We start from the raw sequence: 16,582 nt of genomic DNA on the forward strand, positions 1-16,582 counted from the left end.
CAGTCTATTGCCTAGCAGTTGTCTTTACAGTAGTCATTGCTTTACTCATCTCCCTTAAAACTCGTAAGAATAGAACTACGATCACCAAGTTTTTCATTGAGTAAATCACTTGCTTGGTGAATACGAGCTTTATCACCTTTTGTCAAACCTGCATTAAGTTTATGAATAATCCGTTGTTGGCGTAAGCGCTTTTTATGTCCTACGACATCGGTAAACATATTGGCTTGGAACTCTGTGTTGTAAGGGATGATGTTAATAGCCCGTACAGTTAAAGCTCGTACTGGTAATGACCAATGGTAGTTGGCATTAAACAGCTCGGTCGCTTTAGCCGCTAGATCTTTAGCGATCAAGGTTGGAAGTTCCATTTGCGCTTGCCAACTATGATCTTTAAAAGATGTATCACGGATCGAAATTTGTACACCGTAGGCTAAACAGTTTTCACGATGTAGCTTCTCTGAAACTTCAACCGCTAATTCAAGAATAAAGCGTTTGATTTCAGCTGGATCATGCGCATCGGTTGATAAGGTTGTGCCACGTCCGACTGATTTAATGCGGTCGCGGTTTTTACCATCTTTTACGGAGACACAATCTAAGCCATTAGCATCTAGCCAGAGATTTAAGCCGTGATGTCCTAGGGCATCGTACATTTTTTGGCGCGGCGTATTCGCTAGAGCACCAATTGTCCCTATACCTAGGCGATCGAGCTTAATTAGAGTTTTACGTCCTACCCCAATTAGTTCTGATACTGCACGCGGCCAAACGATCTCTTGCCAGCGATGCGGAGGGATACACGTAACCGCGTCTGGTTTTTTCATATCTGAACCTAATTTCGCTAGAACTTTATTAAAGCTTACCCCTACCGAAATAGTAATCCCTAATTCTCGCTTAATATGTTCACGAATTTGATTAGCTAGGGCTTCTGGAGATTCATATTGCGCTACTACTTCGGTTACGTCTAACCATGCTTCATCAATACTATAAAGCTCAACATGAGGTGTATATTGCGCATAGATTTCTGATGCCATATTCGAGTAACGACGATAATCATCAAAGTTCGGTGGCACTAAAATTAAGTTGGGACATTTTTTTAGTGCTACGACTGTTGGTTCTCCGGTAGTAATGCCATATTCTTTAGCAGCATAAGAACGAGCGAGAATAACTCCTTTGCGCTGTTCAGAATCTCCGGCAACGGCAATGGCTTTGCCTTGCAGTTGCGGATTTTCACGGGCAGCAATGGAAGCAAAACAGTTATTCATATCACAATGTAAAATTACACGTTCATATGTTGGGTGCAACTTATCTAAATCGATTTTCTCCATGGTCTCGATATTGGTATCGCGAATATAGAGATCTCGTTTTTGCGCTAAAGCTTGGTAGACATTTTCTTCGATCTTATCAACATGCATGATCTGACAAAACTCAGGCACTGATAAGTAAGCTAACTCTTGTAAAGCTTGGCTTGAGAACTCACAATTAAAGCCTGCATAATAGTGCAGTTCATTGCGTACTTTATGTAAGCTATTATCGTCGTGATAATAAACTTGGTTTAAGACAGCAATAATTTCGGCATGGAAGTTATGTACTTCTTTTTGCCAAGCATAGTAGTAAGCTAAGTATTGTTCTGGAGTCATAAATACGTTCTGCGGTTCAGTATAACGTCCAAAATCCAGACCATATTCTTGTTTGATATATTGCTGGTAGAACGTCATGCCTTCGGCACATTGGTTTTTACTTTCTTGGAAACGATTAAAGCTCACTCCTTGACGAATGCTATGAGCAATATCTTCAGGAATGCTTGGGAGATAGAAGTTTGGTTGACTATTACCATGCCATAATTCTCCTGTGAGCGGATTAGTAGCACTCACGCCAAGAATATGGTATCCCGCATGACGACTTGATCCCTGATAACGTGAGTTAGGGAAGTAGGTTGCCATATAAGGAATTACCCCATAACTATTACGACGAAACGTGCGTTTTAATAGCGCCGGAAAAGCATAGATTTGCTGACGATTACGATAAGCACCATAGGCAGTAGCTAAGTTTTGCGTGAGTTGAGTATAGAATTGCTTATCTAACTCAGTCGTAAATGTAAGCGTAGCTTGATAGTTTAAATTAGGACTAATGCCACTATAGAGTAAGAACTCTTGTTGTGCTTGACTAATTACTTTAGCATTAACAGCAGGATTAAGTTGGGTTAATACTTCTTGCTCTGTGTTCAGTGGAGCAACAGGTGTAGCCATGGGATCAAGCATCATATCCATATCCACCGTAAACTTACCCGTAGCAGCTCGACTGAAAAGCGCAGTGAGCTTATTAGGAGTAGAGAAGAACTCTTGAATTGCAACTTGTCCGACCTGCTCTTGTGCTTGTAAAGCACGTTGCATTTGTTGGTTTTGCTCAGGTTTCAGTTGCGGAGCTGAGTCTGCATTACCGAGCAAGCCCCAACGGCAGTTTTGCACTACAGGCAGGACTAATTTAAGTTCTGTAAGTTCTGGAGCTTGTTGCTTAATCCCAAACCTCTCAGCTGTCACTACTAATTTATAGCTTTCTGCTGGAGAGGCTTGCTGCTTAGTAGCTAATTCATGCCATACATTATGCGCTTGGCTGCGCATTTCTGGTGACAGAATATGCAATGGCGTACGCGTAATTTCTTGCCCTAAAGCCGCGTACATCACTTGTTGACGATAGTCCTTACTAGCCGCAAACTTCTGTACGTGCGTAATATCTAAAGTATTAAACAGTTCATTGGTCGCAGCCGCAGAGACTACACTTAGATTAAATGCATTAGCACGACTATAAGCTTGGGAGAATTTTTGTGCTGCTACTGGATTAAGCGTTAAGCATAGTTGGGCTAAACGTTGCGCATGTTCTTTACGGTAACGCGAGTAGTGCGTTGGCAGCGGTAAAGTATGTGCTTGTTCATAATCTTGTAAGCGTGCATATTCTTCTAACGGTAACATGAGATCAGGAAGTAGCACTAAGCCATTGTAGTATAGGCTGGCATAAGTACCATATCCCTCTAACTGGTGCTCGTTTGCTTGCATTTCATCTAAGTACACAAGGCTTTGAACTTTAGTGATGTAGTTGTTCGCTGCATCATAATAAGCTTGAGCTCTTTGTTTTATATGAGCTTGCGCTTGTGGATTATATTTTGCGCGTTTTAGTAAGGTGTCTACAGGATTATTCCATGCAAAATGTTCAGGTTCATGATGTAAAAACGAATAACGATTTTCTTTATGGTAATTACTAAAGTATTTACGATAGTAATGTTCAAGATAATCAGCATCCGGAATTACTTCGAGCTGATTTGCAGCTTGTAGATCTCCTGTTTTACTAACTGCTTTTACTAGAATATTAGTAACTGCGGTTGATAATAAACTTGGGTTATCTTCATTACCTGTACTTAGATGCACTTGTCCTAAATCTTGTTGTAAAGCTACTAAAGATTGTTTGTCTTGTGCTGTACGTTGTAACTGTGGATTAACCTTGTGTTCACGTCCTAAATAGTTATTGCTGCTTTTTACTTCTTGTTGTCCAGCTTTGGCTTGAGCCAGAGCTTGACTCCAACCTTTAGCTACTTCGTCTTCGGTAGTTAAAATCGCAGCTTGGTGCTTAGGTTGTGAGGTAAGAGGGAAGTCCGCAGTAAAGGTTTGTGGTTTACGTTGTCTTGGCTCTTTATGCTTATATGCAGCAAGTTTAGTTTGCTGCATATAGTACAACTCTTTAGCTAACTCAAAGTAATCTCCGTAACTTTGCTCAGAGATTTGCATATATTGTACTAGAGGATTATTAGCTTTTTCTGGGCTAGGTTGAGAAGTTAGTGTACTTTGAACGGTTTGTAAACCTTGAGCCGCTTGTGTACTTTGAGTAGCTTGTGTAACTTGAACGGCTTGTGTACTTTGAGCACCTTGTGCAACTTGCGCTGCTTGAGTAACTTGCATTTGCGAAGCAGGGTTAACTTGCGCAAGAGGAGTAAATCTACTACTAGCAAGACTGTTAAGCGAGCCACTAGTAGCACTATTAGAGGCATTATTGGTAACGACACTGTTAGTAGCAACACTACTAGAAGTAAAACTATTAGCAACACTGTTAGCAACACTGTTAACAAAATTACCAGTAGCGCCTTGGGTATCTCCTTGAGAAGCTAAACCTTGGCTTTGAGCATAACTAAGATTACGCTCATGCACTAGTTGGTTTTGGGCATGCATTTGCTCTTGGAGAGCTTGTGCCATCTTACCTGGAGTTATAGGTGCTTTAGAGAGCGCTTGTTCTTGGTTCTCTTCTGCACTATCAGGGTTCTTACTTAAAGCCTCAATAAAGCGTTGACGCATCTGTCTTGCTTCTAACTTATCGCGTTGCTTTTTCGTTTGATGGGCATTAAGACCTGGTAAAGTTAGGCTTTTAGTATCTAACTGTTCATGCATGGCTAGATGTAAAGCATCTTGCTCTTGTTGGGCAATATCAGTTAGTACTATACGCATGGTTTCTTTTTGCGTTGCCGCAAAAGCAGAATCTACTGCCTTGCGGCTTCTTTTTTGCGTTAAGTAAGCGCGTTGCTTTTGTTTTTGTAAGCGACGGGCTAGATCATCATCTTCTCTAGTATCAAGACGAAAACGCTCATCGGTTGCGTCCGCGGCAAAGTTAATATGCTGCAGATCGTGGATCGGCAGTTTATTTAGATTATTTTTGTGCCAAATATAAATAAAATTCTCATTAAACGGTAAGAATCCTGATTGTTGATCAATATATACCGGTAAAGGAGTTTTACTAAACTGCTGTCCAGAAGTAATTTGTGGTACTTCTTGATGTAAAGCTTGTCCTAATTGTTCGTATAGATGTAAGTAGTTTAAGTAACCGGTATAGCGTAATTCTCCACCACTTAAAGCAACATAATCTGGGATGCTTGTGCTGGTTTGTTCTTGTGCTTGAGAATTATCTAGTGTTTGCTCTTGTGCTTTATCTTGATTACTATCTTGTACTTGACTTTGTGCTTGAGATAGATCTTGTGGCTCGTTTTGATCTTGTGACTTGGCTTGATCTTTAGTTAAAGCTTGAGCTTGTGTATTTTGTGCAGTTTGGCTATTTTGCATAGCTTGCGCATTTTGTACACTTTGCTCATAAGCTAAAACTGTACGCAGCTTAAACAGATTAACCCAACGTGCTTTACTATGGAGACGTGGGTCAATAGTCATTACTGCTACTGGTAAGTTTTTATTAATTTCAGGATCTAATTCTCCCAGAATAATATGCTGCGCATATTGTCCACAAAACTCCCAGTCAATTAGGTATTTATCTAAAGGTGCTTGATAGTAACTATCAATAACCTTTTGTTGATAAGTAAAGTCTTTACCTAACCAGTGTTGCAAACCTTCACTGGTTTTCGTTTCAATAGTTGAGAATTGATGTTGGTGGTTACGTTTATCTAGAGCATTTAATGCTGTCCAGATATCCGTTTGATACCAAGTTACTTTGTCAAGTTTAGGAGTTGGATAGGCAATACCTAGTTTACTTGCTAGTTGCGGAATAATCTGATAGTAGTAAAAACTACTATTAGCTTGCGCTTTAGCGTTGTACAGTAAACCAAAACGATGGAATAACTCTTGTTGTTGGTAAGAGTATTCTTTTTTCATTAAAGGTAACTGATCAAGACCAACGCTTACGCGTGCACTACCACCATGACTTAATTGTTGTTTACGAATAATAGTTGTTAAGTAGTCATAAGCTAAGTCATAACGCCATTGGTTCTCAAAGTAAGCTAAGCGATCTTTAACTTCGTTGTTATCTACTTTAAAAGTATTATAACCATCACCTTTTTTAACAATATGCTCATTAAAAATTGGCATGTAATCAGCATAGCTTTGTTGTTCTGGGCGATTAGATGGAATATCTTCTAAACGTAAAGGTCCTGAGCTGCGGCGAATATTAGCTAAAGCTTGTGCTTCGGCTTGTGCTTTTTGTTCTTGGCGTAACAGGGTTTGATGGTACTGCTCAAGATAATCATTACTTAGCGCATAAGGTACAAGACGAGGCGCATGATCAAGCGTAGCTTGAGCATGAGACGAGATTTTACTACTTAGAGCTTCTGGACTTAATTGCGGTTGTGAGAGCTTATCAACACTACGCAGCTTTAAGTCATCAATTAAAAGTTGACGCATCTCAGGCGTCATATTTAAGCGTTCAAAGTACTCTGGATCATCAAAGTGCACAAACGGATCAACAATCCCATCAGCTAGCCCTTCAAGTTCTGGGAAACTAGCGTTAGCTAGTTCTTGACTCATGGCATAGTATTTTTCTTCAAGTGGGACTTGAGGATTAGTTACTAACCCAATTAAAGGTTGTAATACCGGTAACTCAAACAGATCCTCAATTTTAGGATCAGACAGTTGAGTTTGCACATGTTGGAGAGCTACTGCAAGTTGAGCTTGAGCTTTAGCAACTAGTTGGAGTTGATAAATAAACGTTGCTAATTGCTGTTGTAAAGTTAATAGTTGTTCTTGAGCCTGTGGATTAATATCCTTGGTTTCTTGCGCTCGTTGAATTGCCTGTTGTAGGTGACTTTGTAATGCTTGTTGTACTTTAAGATAGTGAGGATCTTGACTAGCTTGGGTATTACCTATACGTTCTTGTTGTTCAAGTTTGTCTTGTAAACTTAAAGCTTGAGTAAGAAGATCTCCAACTTGCGCATAAGCAGTATACTGCGGTTTTAATTGTAGGATCTGTGCTTGTACTTGGCTTAATTGCTGACTAAGGAACTTCTCTACTTGCTGCGCACGTGTTTGTTGTTGCTCTAAAGCATATTGCTTGTAGTGTAAAAGTTGTAAGTGCATTTCCACTTTTTGTATTATTGCTTGCGGGCATCCTTGGTTACCCCCATTAGCGATAATAGGTGCAAAAGCTTGTAAAGCTAACATTAAGCGTACGTTATAGGTAATACGTTGACGATAATGTGAATCTATATCGTCCATGCGCGCTTGTTTAAAATCAGCAGGAACTTTAGCTTGGTTTAGGCGTAAGTGTAAGAAATTGCGCATTTTAGGAATGGCAATTTGCATACTGTGAGTAGCTAGACGTAACTCTTTTAGTCTTTCTTGAATAGCTTGATGCCCAATACGCGTAAACTGCGCAGGAGTAACCCGTACAGTTTGTTCGATAACCGGAGCAGGTGGTCCAACTTCGATCGATTGCCAGTAAGCTTGAAGTAGTTCTTGCGCTTGTTGCCAAAAATAACTAAACAGCTCTTTATATTGTTTTACTGTAATTTGATTCGCTTTTAAATTTAAAAGAGCTAAGAGTTGTTTTTTCTCGGTGTTTTGCGCTTGGCTACGCATTTGCGTTTGTTGTTCTTGCTGAAAAGCTGCAAGCTTTTCCATGGCTAAAGAATATTTTTTCTGCGCTGGTAAAAAACGTGAATGAAAAATATCTTCTTTATACGCAAAAGTCGCAAGATTCTCTTTAGTCGCAGGTTTAAGAGTTTCGACTAAAGGAGTAACTATAGCAATAGCGGCTTCAAGTCCCCAAGCTTTTAGTTGGGCACTAGTGTAGCGTGGAGTTTGGCGGGTTTTAGAGGTGCTAATTTCTGTATTACCACTCGTGTTTTGAGCGCGAGTAGGAGTATTTTTACTATCTTGGCTCATAGGGTTATTGTTTCCGTATTCTTAATCTTGTTCGTTTTTGTTGTAACGAGAGTTACGAAAAAATTAGCAAAAAAGTAATTTAAATTTTATTTAAAATAAAAAATTAGAAAAAATTAAAAATAATTCTAAAAAAAATATTTCGCTATGCGAGATGGGAAGGAGTATGTAAGAGATTAACTTAGGCTCGACCTTCTTTCCCTTTATATACTCCCCATACTCCAGTCTTTCTCCCTATACTTCTGTAGAAAAAGAGATTCTTCGTCCTTTTTGAATAGAAGATTTAAGGTTAGTGAGAAGAGGATTGTAGAGATGTTCGAGAAAATATTTTTTAAGAATAATTATTTTTATTTAAATATATTATAGCTTAAAAAGAATTAAATGAATTTAACTAAGTAATAAGGGTAATTGCGTGGTGGTCGGTAAAGCTTTGATAAATATGTGTAATTTGTGTAAGAGTTGGCTATTGATTATTTTTATTAATTTTTTTTAATAAATTATTAAAAATAAATATAAAAATAGAAAAAGAGTAATGGAGTAGGAATAGAACAGCGGGAGTAGAACAAGAAATTAGGCAGAAATGGTAATGAATAGTAACAGAATAAGACTGAATAAGTACTGAAGTAGAGCTGAAGAGCTAAAGAATAGAAGGGATAGAACGGGAAAAGCTGGAAAAACTACCTGCAAGACACAAGAAATCCCTAGAGAACTAACTTCTCTAGGGATGAATAAGGTAATAAATTGAGTGTATGTAAGGGAGTAAGTAAAAATAACAGAGCTTAATTTAATCTGATCAGCATGTAATTAGGTATTCGTGTGAACAGACACACAGGTCATCTGATATTCGTGTAAGCGGATAAACTGAAAGGTAAACAACCTTATTTTATTCTTAGCTTACTCTCCAATCTTAAACATAAATAGACTACCTGCTGAACGATCGGTTAGTAAAGCTTGTAGTTGCTCAGCTTGTTCGGCAGGAATACCAAATTCAATCGTTACTTGTTCTAAGAACTCTTGGAACTCAATTTTTGTATTAAATTGTCCTAAAAGATTTTGCACCATACCTAGATGTTCATAATCAAAGGTAATAAAATATAGATCTCTTTCTACTTCGGTAGTGGTTTGCGCTAATTTGAGTGCTTGTTGCACTCCACTAGCATAGGCTTTACAAAGACCACCAGTTCCTAAGAGGATGCCTCCAAAGTAACGTACAGTTGCAGCAACTATATGTCCGATTTGGGAGTTAATCAGAGTATTTAACATAGGACGTCCAGCTGTACCAGATGGTTCTCCATTGTCAGTAGAATAGTATTGCAGTTCATCTCCAGGTACACCAGCTACGGTTGCCCAGCAAACGTGGGTAGCTTTAGGATGTTCTTGCCAAATTTGGTGAATAAAAGCACGAGCTTCTTCTAAATTATTAACCCGTGCAAGATAGGTAATAAAGCGGCTTTTTTTGAACTCTTCTTCAAAAATTACCGGTTCAGCTAATACTTTATATTCCATATAATCTGCGTATTTTCCAAAATTTTAGAGTTTCCTATTATAGCATAAGGCTAAGAATGGTTGGATTAGGGAAGCTAGATTGTCTCTTATCCCTTATCTCTCATCTCTCATCTCTTATCCCTTATCCCTTGTCTCTTGTCCCTTGTCTCTTATCTCTTGTCTCTTATCTCTTGTCCCTTGTCTCTTGTCTCTTGTCCCTTGTCTCTTGTCTCTTGTCTCTTGTCTCTTGTCTCTTGTCTCTTGTCTCTTGTCTCTTGTCTCTTGTCTCTTGTCTATTGTCTATTGTCTATTATTTTTGTCTCGGTCTCTATTCTTTACGTAAAGACATGTCTATTCCCTTACTCTTAGTACCTATTTTTATTTAACATTAACTAAAACTGACAAATGATAGATAAGAGAAATTAGGGAATTTTTTCATTTTTCCTCTTGGTTTTTTATACTTAAGTCGCTATATTTAAGGTAAAATATACATTAAAAAATTCGCTCACAAATTTTGCTCATCTTAAACGTGGCATAAGCCATTGTTTTATCGCAGCAAAAGTTTGCAACGTGACTTTTTCTTCCCGTTTTTTGATCTTCCTTTCTAGTTAAAGGAAGCAGCCCCTTACTTAATTTAATTTCTCGCAAGGGGCTAAAATTTTGTGTATGTTTACCGTACAATTTCGTTATTCTTTTTGCATTTGTCATGTTTTTCTCTATTTTGCATTTGTTATTGCTTGTTTCTTGTACAAGGATGAGTAATAAGTAAACTAAGATAAATTTTTAAGAATAAATTTTTAAGAATAAATCTTTGAGAATAAATCTTTGAGAATAAATCTTTGAGAATAAATCTTTGAGAATAAATCTTTGAGAATAAATCTTTGAGAATAAATCTTTGAGAATAAATCTTTGAGAATAAATCTTTGAGAATAAATCTTTGAGAATAAATCTTTGAGAATAAATCTGTAAGAATTAATTTTTAAGAAATTGACGTAAATGCACAGTTCCCCCTCTTCTTCATTACCATTTTTTAACCATACGACTTAATCTATGATTAAAGTTTTTTCTTCATACAAATTATGGGGTGTAGGTTTAGCTTGTTTCTATGCGTTAACAGGTTATGCTGAAACTTCAAGTAATATTACTCCTGTAACTGATCCTAATACTTCATCAACGGTGATTAATATCGATCAGGGTACGCACCAAGCACAAAAAATCGCAATTGCGAATTTTAGCTATGCTCCTGGAGTAAATATTCAAAATAAATTAGAAACCATTATCGGTGCGGATTTACAAAATACTGGTATCTTTGCTCCTGTATACGCGCAAAACTTCCCACAAGATATGAATACCCCAATTAATCCTAATGTATGGAATCAAGCAGGAGTATTCTATTTAGTAACTGGTGCAGTAAGTCCGGCTGGTCAAGGTTATAAATTAGACTATAACCTATACGATATGTCAGGTGCGATTTGTCCAGTAGGGCAAGCATGTATTAGTCGTTCAGTGACTTATACTCCTGGCGATCAACGTAAATTAGCGCACGCCGCTGCCGATAGCGTATTTACAGCCATCACTAAAAAACTATCTGATTTCTTAACTAAAATCGCTTACGTACAGCAACCTATTGCAGGGGTTAACGAATATAACCTTTATATCGCTGATTACGATGGTTACAATGCTAAAAAAATCTATACTTCAAGTAAACCAATTCTTTCTCCGGATTGGTCACCTGATAACAGTAATTTAGCATTCGTGACTTATACGACTTTTAGTTCGGTGATTATGCAATATAACCTAGCTTCAGGTCGCGTATATACAGTAGTTAATCGTCTAGGGAATTCTTCAGCGCCAGCTTATAGTGCTGATGGTAACTACTTAGCTTACGTTTACGGTAACAATGGTAAGTTTGATATTTACTTACGTAACTTAAAAAATAATAGTGAACGTAACCTAACTAATGGTGCAGGACGTAACTCTGAACCAGCATGGTATGGTAATAGCTTAATCTTTACTTCAGACCGTGGCGGTAATGCCGCGATTTACCAAATGGATTTAGGTAGCGGTCAAGCTTATCGTATTTCACGTACAAGTGGACAAACAACTAATGCCGATGTAAGTTATAGCGCTAAAACCATGGTATTTATTAACCGTGACCGTATTACAGCACAAGACTTAACTACAGGTAAAACTACAGCTTTATCTTCAACTTACTTAGATGAAGGTTTAACTTTAAGTCCAAATGGACAAATGGTAATCTATTCTTCAACGGTTGGTAACAATAAACGTTTAAATTTAATTAGTATCGACGGTTACAATCGTGTGACTTTACCATTAACTCAAGGTTCATATAGTAATGCAGCATGGTCAAATGCGGTGACAAATCCGTAAAATCATGTAGTTTTGCAATGAGAACTAATTTATATTTTAAAATTTCTATTTGGGGTTTAGGTATTAGCCAGTAGTACCTAAACTAGTTTTATAATAAAAGTACTTTGAGGCTTAGAGCTATTAAGCCTCGATTGCTTACCTAGCTGATTAATAACCTTTGATATAGTTTTTAACTAGGATCTTTCTTTTTAAGGATATCTTTATGGTAAAATTATTTTCCCCTTCACGTTTAGCTCTAGCGGTAGTTGCTGCATTTGCTTTAGCAGCATGTTCTTCAGGTGTTAGCCAAAACACTGGTACAGCTGATAATTCATTTACGAATGCGAATTTACAAGCTAAAGACCCTAACGCGAAAATCTATAACGGTTATTCACAAAACGAATTACAAAATACTTACAACACTGTATTATTTGCTTTCGACTCTTACACTCCAACAGCAGAAGGTGTTGAGTTAATTAAAGCTCACGCAGCTTTCATTAAAGCAAACGGTGCAAAAGTAGTATTAGAAGGTTACACTGACGAACGTGGTACTCCAGAGTACAACATTACTCTAGGTGCACAACGTGCTAAATCAGTAGCTGATTTATTAGTACAATTCGGTGTTGATCCAGCATCTATTCGTCAATTAAGCTACGGTGAAGAGCGTCCAGCAGTATTAGGTCACAACGAAGCTGCTTACTCTAAAAACCGTCGTGTAGTATTCAACTACAACTTCTAATTTTAAGAGTAAATAATAAACTACAAAATTAATACACTACAAAGAGTGTAAAAAATTGTAAAAGATTAATAAATTAAGGCGGAGGTTTTTAACCTCCGCCTTAATTTATGTTGGCTTTTTGCTAGCTTTGAGCTTGCTTTTCGCTTGTTTATTGCTTGGATTTTGCCTGCTGTGGTGTATCATTTTGTGGTCCAGCTCACTTTTTTGCAGACTTACTCTACTCTGTAGAGTATGACTTATTTGAGTGGGCAAAGTTAGGCTACTTAACCATGTCATTGGCTACTGCTTACAGCTTCAATGGCTAGGTAAACTTTGTCCTCACCTACCAGTTCACTTACTTGCCCTTGGGCAATGAGATATAAGTAATCCGCAGCGTCAAAGTACTCTGCATCATGACTCACTACAAAAATGGTTTTGCCCTGAGATTTTAGTAAAGGTAAAATCTCACGGTAGAAAATACGCTTAAACGATGGGTCTTGTTCAGCTGCCCATTCATCAAGAATAATAATCGGACGCTGCGACACTATGGCAATAAGTAAAGCTAAGCGACGACGTTGTCCAGTTGATAAGTTGGTAGTACTAAACTCAAAATTATCAACACTTACTTTATCTTGTAGTTGTAAGCGCTTTAACCAAGTTTGCATGAGTTGCATGGTCGTGTAGGTTTGTTCAACTCCGATTTCATTAAAGAGGTAGAAATCACTAAAAATATTTGCCACCATGTGACGATAAGCAGCAATGGTATTTTTAGTAATGCGGTGTTGATCAATATACATTTCTCCACTTGTCCAAGGAGTAATCCCGGACATAATCCCTACTAATGAAGATTTACCAGCCCCGTTTTTTCCGACTAACATAGTAATCGAACCACGTCGGAGTTCAATATTAATGTTACTTAGGGTAAACGGTTTGATTGTGCTGCTACTAGCAAGACTTGGAGGTAGAGTTACCTCCACCTCATCTTCATTAAACAGGTCATCCATGTGGTAGTGGCTTGCTACTTCGATTTCGTCTTCATCAAGAGTACGCGCATCTGGGTAGACGTAGTTTAAGTTTTGCCAACGCACGCTTTGCCAGTTACTTTTTACGCTTAATTGATGTTTAAACTGCGGTTCGTAATTACCGAGATCAAGTTGCGACATTTTATTTGCAGACACTAAAGCATAGTCAACTAGAGGTAAAGTACGAATAACTGCACTTAAAAATGTTCGAATATACAGTAAAGTTAAGCAAATGGTAATGGCAGTACCGGTCGAAGAGAAATTAAACTCAAAGTTGATAAAGAAGATAAAACCAATTAGCGCCAGTAAAAGCACATCAAAGAATACAGCAGCTAAATAATAGTAGCTATCTGAAAGATTGTATTGCTTTAAAGCATAGCGAGTGTGTTTTTGGAAGATTTTACGATACCAACGTTCAGCAAAAAGAGTATTAGTTTTTAACTCACGATTACCATCAATCGAAGCATGATAATCGGCAGTAATATTATCTTTAGATGTACGGTACAGACGCATATGATGTACGCTGCGACGAATAAAGATTTGAGTTAGGATTAAAGCTACTAATAACCAGAGAACACTAATGCCAGTTAAACTTGGAGATAAAAAGGCTAAGTATATCAAGGTTGAAAAAGTAACTATCATCCCTTGAATTAAATAAGGTAACTCAACGAATAAGCGCTGAAAGTTATTGATATCAAAGTTTAAAGAGGCAATATAACGACCTTTACCTTGGAGTTGTAAGCGGACGTAATCTGCATCGATAATTTGTTTAATTACGCGCTCACGGATTTGGTTAACCAGAGCATGTCCAATGCGGGCAAGGAGGATTTGCGAACCCGCAGATACGGCAAAGAAAATAAGCAGCAATGCCGCAAAGATCATTAAAGATTCAATACTAAAACTTGTAGGCGAAAGTACTTTATCATTTAGGACGTCAAGTAAAAGGACACTGACAATCCCTTCTGCAACCGTGACTAAAAAAGTAAAGCACACGCGCAGTTTGTTTTGCCATACATAGGCGAGGAGTAGATCCATAGGAGATAATGAGTTCTCAAAAAAGATAGAAGTACAAACTAAAACTAACGATGAGGCATAAAATAAGTAAGTAAAAACGAACTATATAAAATCATCGTTAAGCTTAGGAAAATATAAAGTTAAGTTTAATTATTATAGCGGTTTTATAGCGAACTTGCTATAGAGGAAGAACTTAATTTTTGTCATTAAGCAGTGAGAGTTGCGAGTACGGCAATTGGTGTATTTTCTTGGACTTTAGTTGTACTTATGAGGGTTTAAAAAATAAGATACTTTCGCAAAAGCAATGAATCTTGTGAGTATGTAAAGGGTGATACACTAGAGAAAGGGGAGACTGAAAAATAGTTGTCAGAGAGGTCTAAAAAAATTAAGATGGGGATTTTAGGTACTAGAAATCAGCAGCTTACTCCTTAACAAAACCCTCAAATGCTCATTTTTTCGGCAAAAACTCTACCCAACAACAAATAAAACTATCACAAGTCCCGATAAATTGGGGCAAAAAGCCATTAATTTATGTAATACCCCGACAAATAGCTAGCAATTCGGTAAAATAATACGTAGGAAGATGGGGTAAGTACTAGGCCGTAAAGCTAATACTTATTGCCTCTTTAGTTCATTAAGTAGACATCTGTCTACTCCTGAGACTAATATTCCGAAATATAAAAAGAACCTGTGCTAAAGTCTGCGGACTTTAGTACCTTATACTTAGAGCCTAAGTCGTAAGACCTAGGCTCTATTTTTGTGCTTATATTCAGTGCATTTATTGAGTGCTTGTATTCAGTAGGTAACTCAAATTAAGTTTGTGAATTCAAGCATGGATGATTCTGAAATTATCTTTAAGTGCTTGTAATAAACACGATACTAAACTCTGATACCAAGTACATATGAGCTAAAGTTCGGCGAGGATTTGCTCTAAGCCATGTTGTAAGAGGATTTCATACCAAGCACTAAAGACTAGAATCTTCTCTTTTTCAAAATCATAGCGATGGTAGGATTTATCACTATGATTAGTCAGTTCTTTACCATGAGAAATGCATGCGGAAATTGCATCTTTATATTGGGGGAAGTGTTCAATCATGGTACTAAAGAACAGTGAGCGAAAACCATGCATCGTTGCACTAAATTTTAACTTCTTTAACTCCCATTGCATCTTGTGGTATACCACTGGAGAATAGGAGAGTAGCTTGAGTATTGGCTGCGGTAAGAAAACCGTATGCTCTAAACCTCGTTTCATCCGTTGAGCAGGGATATACCAAAGAGCTCCGCTTGCTTTAGTTTCGAGTTTATCTTGCTGACTACGTTTAAGTACTTCGTTGCAGCGACAAGCCGTGAGAATAATTAAAAGAATACTAGCAGCTGCTTCTTTATCTATGAGTTTGAGTTTCCTAAAGAACTCTGGTATTTGTTGTAAGTCGAGCGCTTTAAAAGGTTGACGCATGACTTTCTCTGAGAACAAATGCGAGTACTTGGGTAATTTACAATCGTTAATCATGCGATTACCAATGGCATAATTAACCGCACTCTTAATAAAGGTATAGGCATCCGACTTAGTACTAGCAGCCCATCCTAAAGTATTGAGTTCGTCTTTAAGTAATTTAGGGGTTAGACGTGAAACAGGAATGGTTGCTAGTTTAGTGCGTTTGATCCCTTCTAAGAAATCGCACATTTTATGATACGAACGTTCAGCCCATTGTGGTCGCTTAAAATCGATATACCACATAATTAAGGCTTCTAAAGTAACGGCTTCGCGTTGGATTTGGTTATTAATTTCAGCAGGTATGCCATGCTGGTAGGATTTTTTAATGCGAATGGCAATTTGCCGTGCTTGCTCAATAGAAATATAACCTGGAATACTATGATGGTATTCACCAATAGTCACTCGCACTTGTTTCTCTCTAGGTCCGACAACAAGTGACCAAGAACCTTTACCTGGATAAGATGGGCTTAATCTTAACTGTAAACGCCCTCCATCTGAGAGAGTGAGGGCTTTGTGACTGCTCTTTACTTTTGCTACAGCTTTGCCGATGATGGACTTATTAAGTCTTCCGTACATGTAATGTTTCCTTGCTTAAAAATAGAAAAAGCTTACATAGCCTAGTAAAGTGAAAAAAGGTTTGCCTAAACAAACCTTGAATTATAGGAATATAAGCATATTTTAGTATTTTTCATGTCGAACATGCGTCCTCAAAGACTGCAATATTCAGACATGTAAAGCAAAGAGATGTACCTAAATATAAGGAAGAGATATCATCTAGTTAAGAAATATCATGCATTAAGATAGCTCATAGAAAGCTCATAGCTAGCTGGGCTACTAAACTAGCATT

General features: G+C 37.7%; 7 protein-coding genes. 2 read left to right on the forward strand and 5 right to left on the reverse strand.

What is annotated here, in order from left to right:
- Positions 1-41 precede the first annotated feature (41 nt).
- The 3 genes from dinB to CKF58_RS01755 form a co-directional block, all read right to left on the reverse strand.
- Positions 42-7,634, reverse strand: a complete 7,593-nt coding sequence (gene dinB, locus CKF58_RS01745; protein ID WP_119530269.1) for a DNA polymerase IV — start codon at positions 7,632-7,634, stop codon at positions 42-44.
- A gap of 891 nt (positions 7,635-8,525) precedes the next feature.
- Complete coding sequence (locus tag CKF58_RS01750) at positions 8,526-9,137, reverse strand: YigZ family protein (protein ID WP_119530270.1); 612 nt, start codon at positions 9,135-9,137, stop codon at positions 8,526-8,528.
- A gap of 471 nt (positions 9,138-9,608) precedes the next feature.
- Positions 9,609-9,824 (reverse strand): hypothetical protein, encoded by a 216-nt coding sequence (locus CKF58_RS01755; protein ID WP_119530271.1) that lies wholly within the window; start codon positions 9,822-9,824, stop codon positions 9,609-9,611.
- A gap of 342 nt (positions 9,825-10,166) precedes the next feature.
- On the opposite strand from CKF58_RS01755, the gene CKF58_RS01760 reads away from it, so the two are divergent.
- Together CKF58_RS01760 and CKF58_RS01765 are read left to right on the forward strand one after the other, a co-directional pair.
- Positions 10,167-11,507: a PD40 domain-containing protein gene (locus CKF58_RS01760; RefSeq protein ID WP_119530272.1), complete on the forward strand. Its 1,341-nt coding sequence runs from the start codon at positions 10,167-10,169 to the stop codon at positions 11,505-11,507.
- Between the two features lie 202 nt (positions 11,508-11,709).
- Positions 11,710-12,225 (forward strand): OmpA family protein, encoded by a 516-nt coding sequence (locus CKF58_RS01765; RefSeq protein WP_119530273.1) that lies wholly within the window; start codon positions 11,710-11,712, stop codon positions 12,223-12,225.
- A gap of 272 nt (positions 12,226-12,497) precedes the next feature.
- Here the strand turns inward: CKF58_RS01765 and CKF58_RS01770 are convergent, their stop codons facing one another.
- Positions 12,498-14,261 carry an ATP-binding cassette domain-containing protein gene (locus CKF58_RS01770; RefSeq protein ID WP_119530274.1) on the reverse strand — a complete coding sequence of 588 codons (1,764 nt, stop codon included), beginning with the start codon at positions 14,259-14,261 and terminating at the stop codon, positions 12,498-12,500.
- Between the two features lie 886 nt (positions 14,262-15,147).
- Positions 15,148-16,311: a tyrosine-type recombinase/integrase gene (locus CKF58_RS01775; protein ID WP_119530275.1), complete on the reverse strand. Its 1,164-nt coding sequence runs from the start codon at positions 16,309-16,311 to the stop codon at positions 15,148-15,150.
- Between the last annotated feature and the right edge of the window lie 271 nt (positions 16,312-16,582).

This window comes from Psittacicella hinzii, assembly GCF_003585935.1.
Taxonomy (GTDB): domain Bacteria; phylum Pseudomonadota; class Gammaproteobacteria; order Enterobacterales; family Psittacicellaceae; genus Psittacicella; species Psittacicella hinzii.

Coding starts and splice junctions, on each gene's coding strand:
- dinB (WP_119530269.1), bottom strand. CDS start 7,634: ATGAGCCAAGATAGTAAAAATACTCCTACTCGCGCTCAAAACACGAGT.
- CKF58_RS01750 (WP_119530270.1), bottom strand. CDS start 9,137: ATGGAATATAAAGTATTAGCTGAACCGGTAATTTTTGAAGAAGAGTTC.
- CKF58_RS01755 (WP_119530271.1), bottom strand. CDS start 9,824: ATGACAAATGCAAAAAGAATAACGAAATTGTACGGTAAACATACACAA.
- CKF58_RS01760 (WP_119530272.1), top strand. CDS start 10,167: ATGATTAAAGTTTTTTCTTCATACAAATTATGGGGTGTAGGTTTAGCT.
- CKF58_RS01765 (WP_119530273.1), top strand. CDS start 11,710: ATGGTAAAATTATTTTCCCCTTCACGTTTAGCTCTAGCGGTAGTTGCT.
- CKF58_RS01770 (WP_119530274.1), bottom strand. CDS start 14,261: ATGGATCTACTCCTCGCCTATGTATGGCAAAACAAACTGCGCGTGTGC.
- CKF58_RS01775 (WP_119530275.1), bottom strand. CDS start 16,311: ATGTACGGAAGACTTAATAAGTCCATCATCGGCAAAGCTGTAGCAAAA.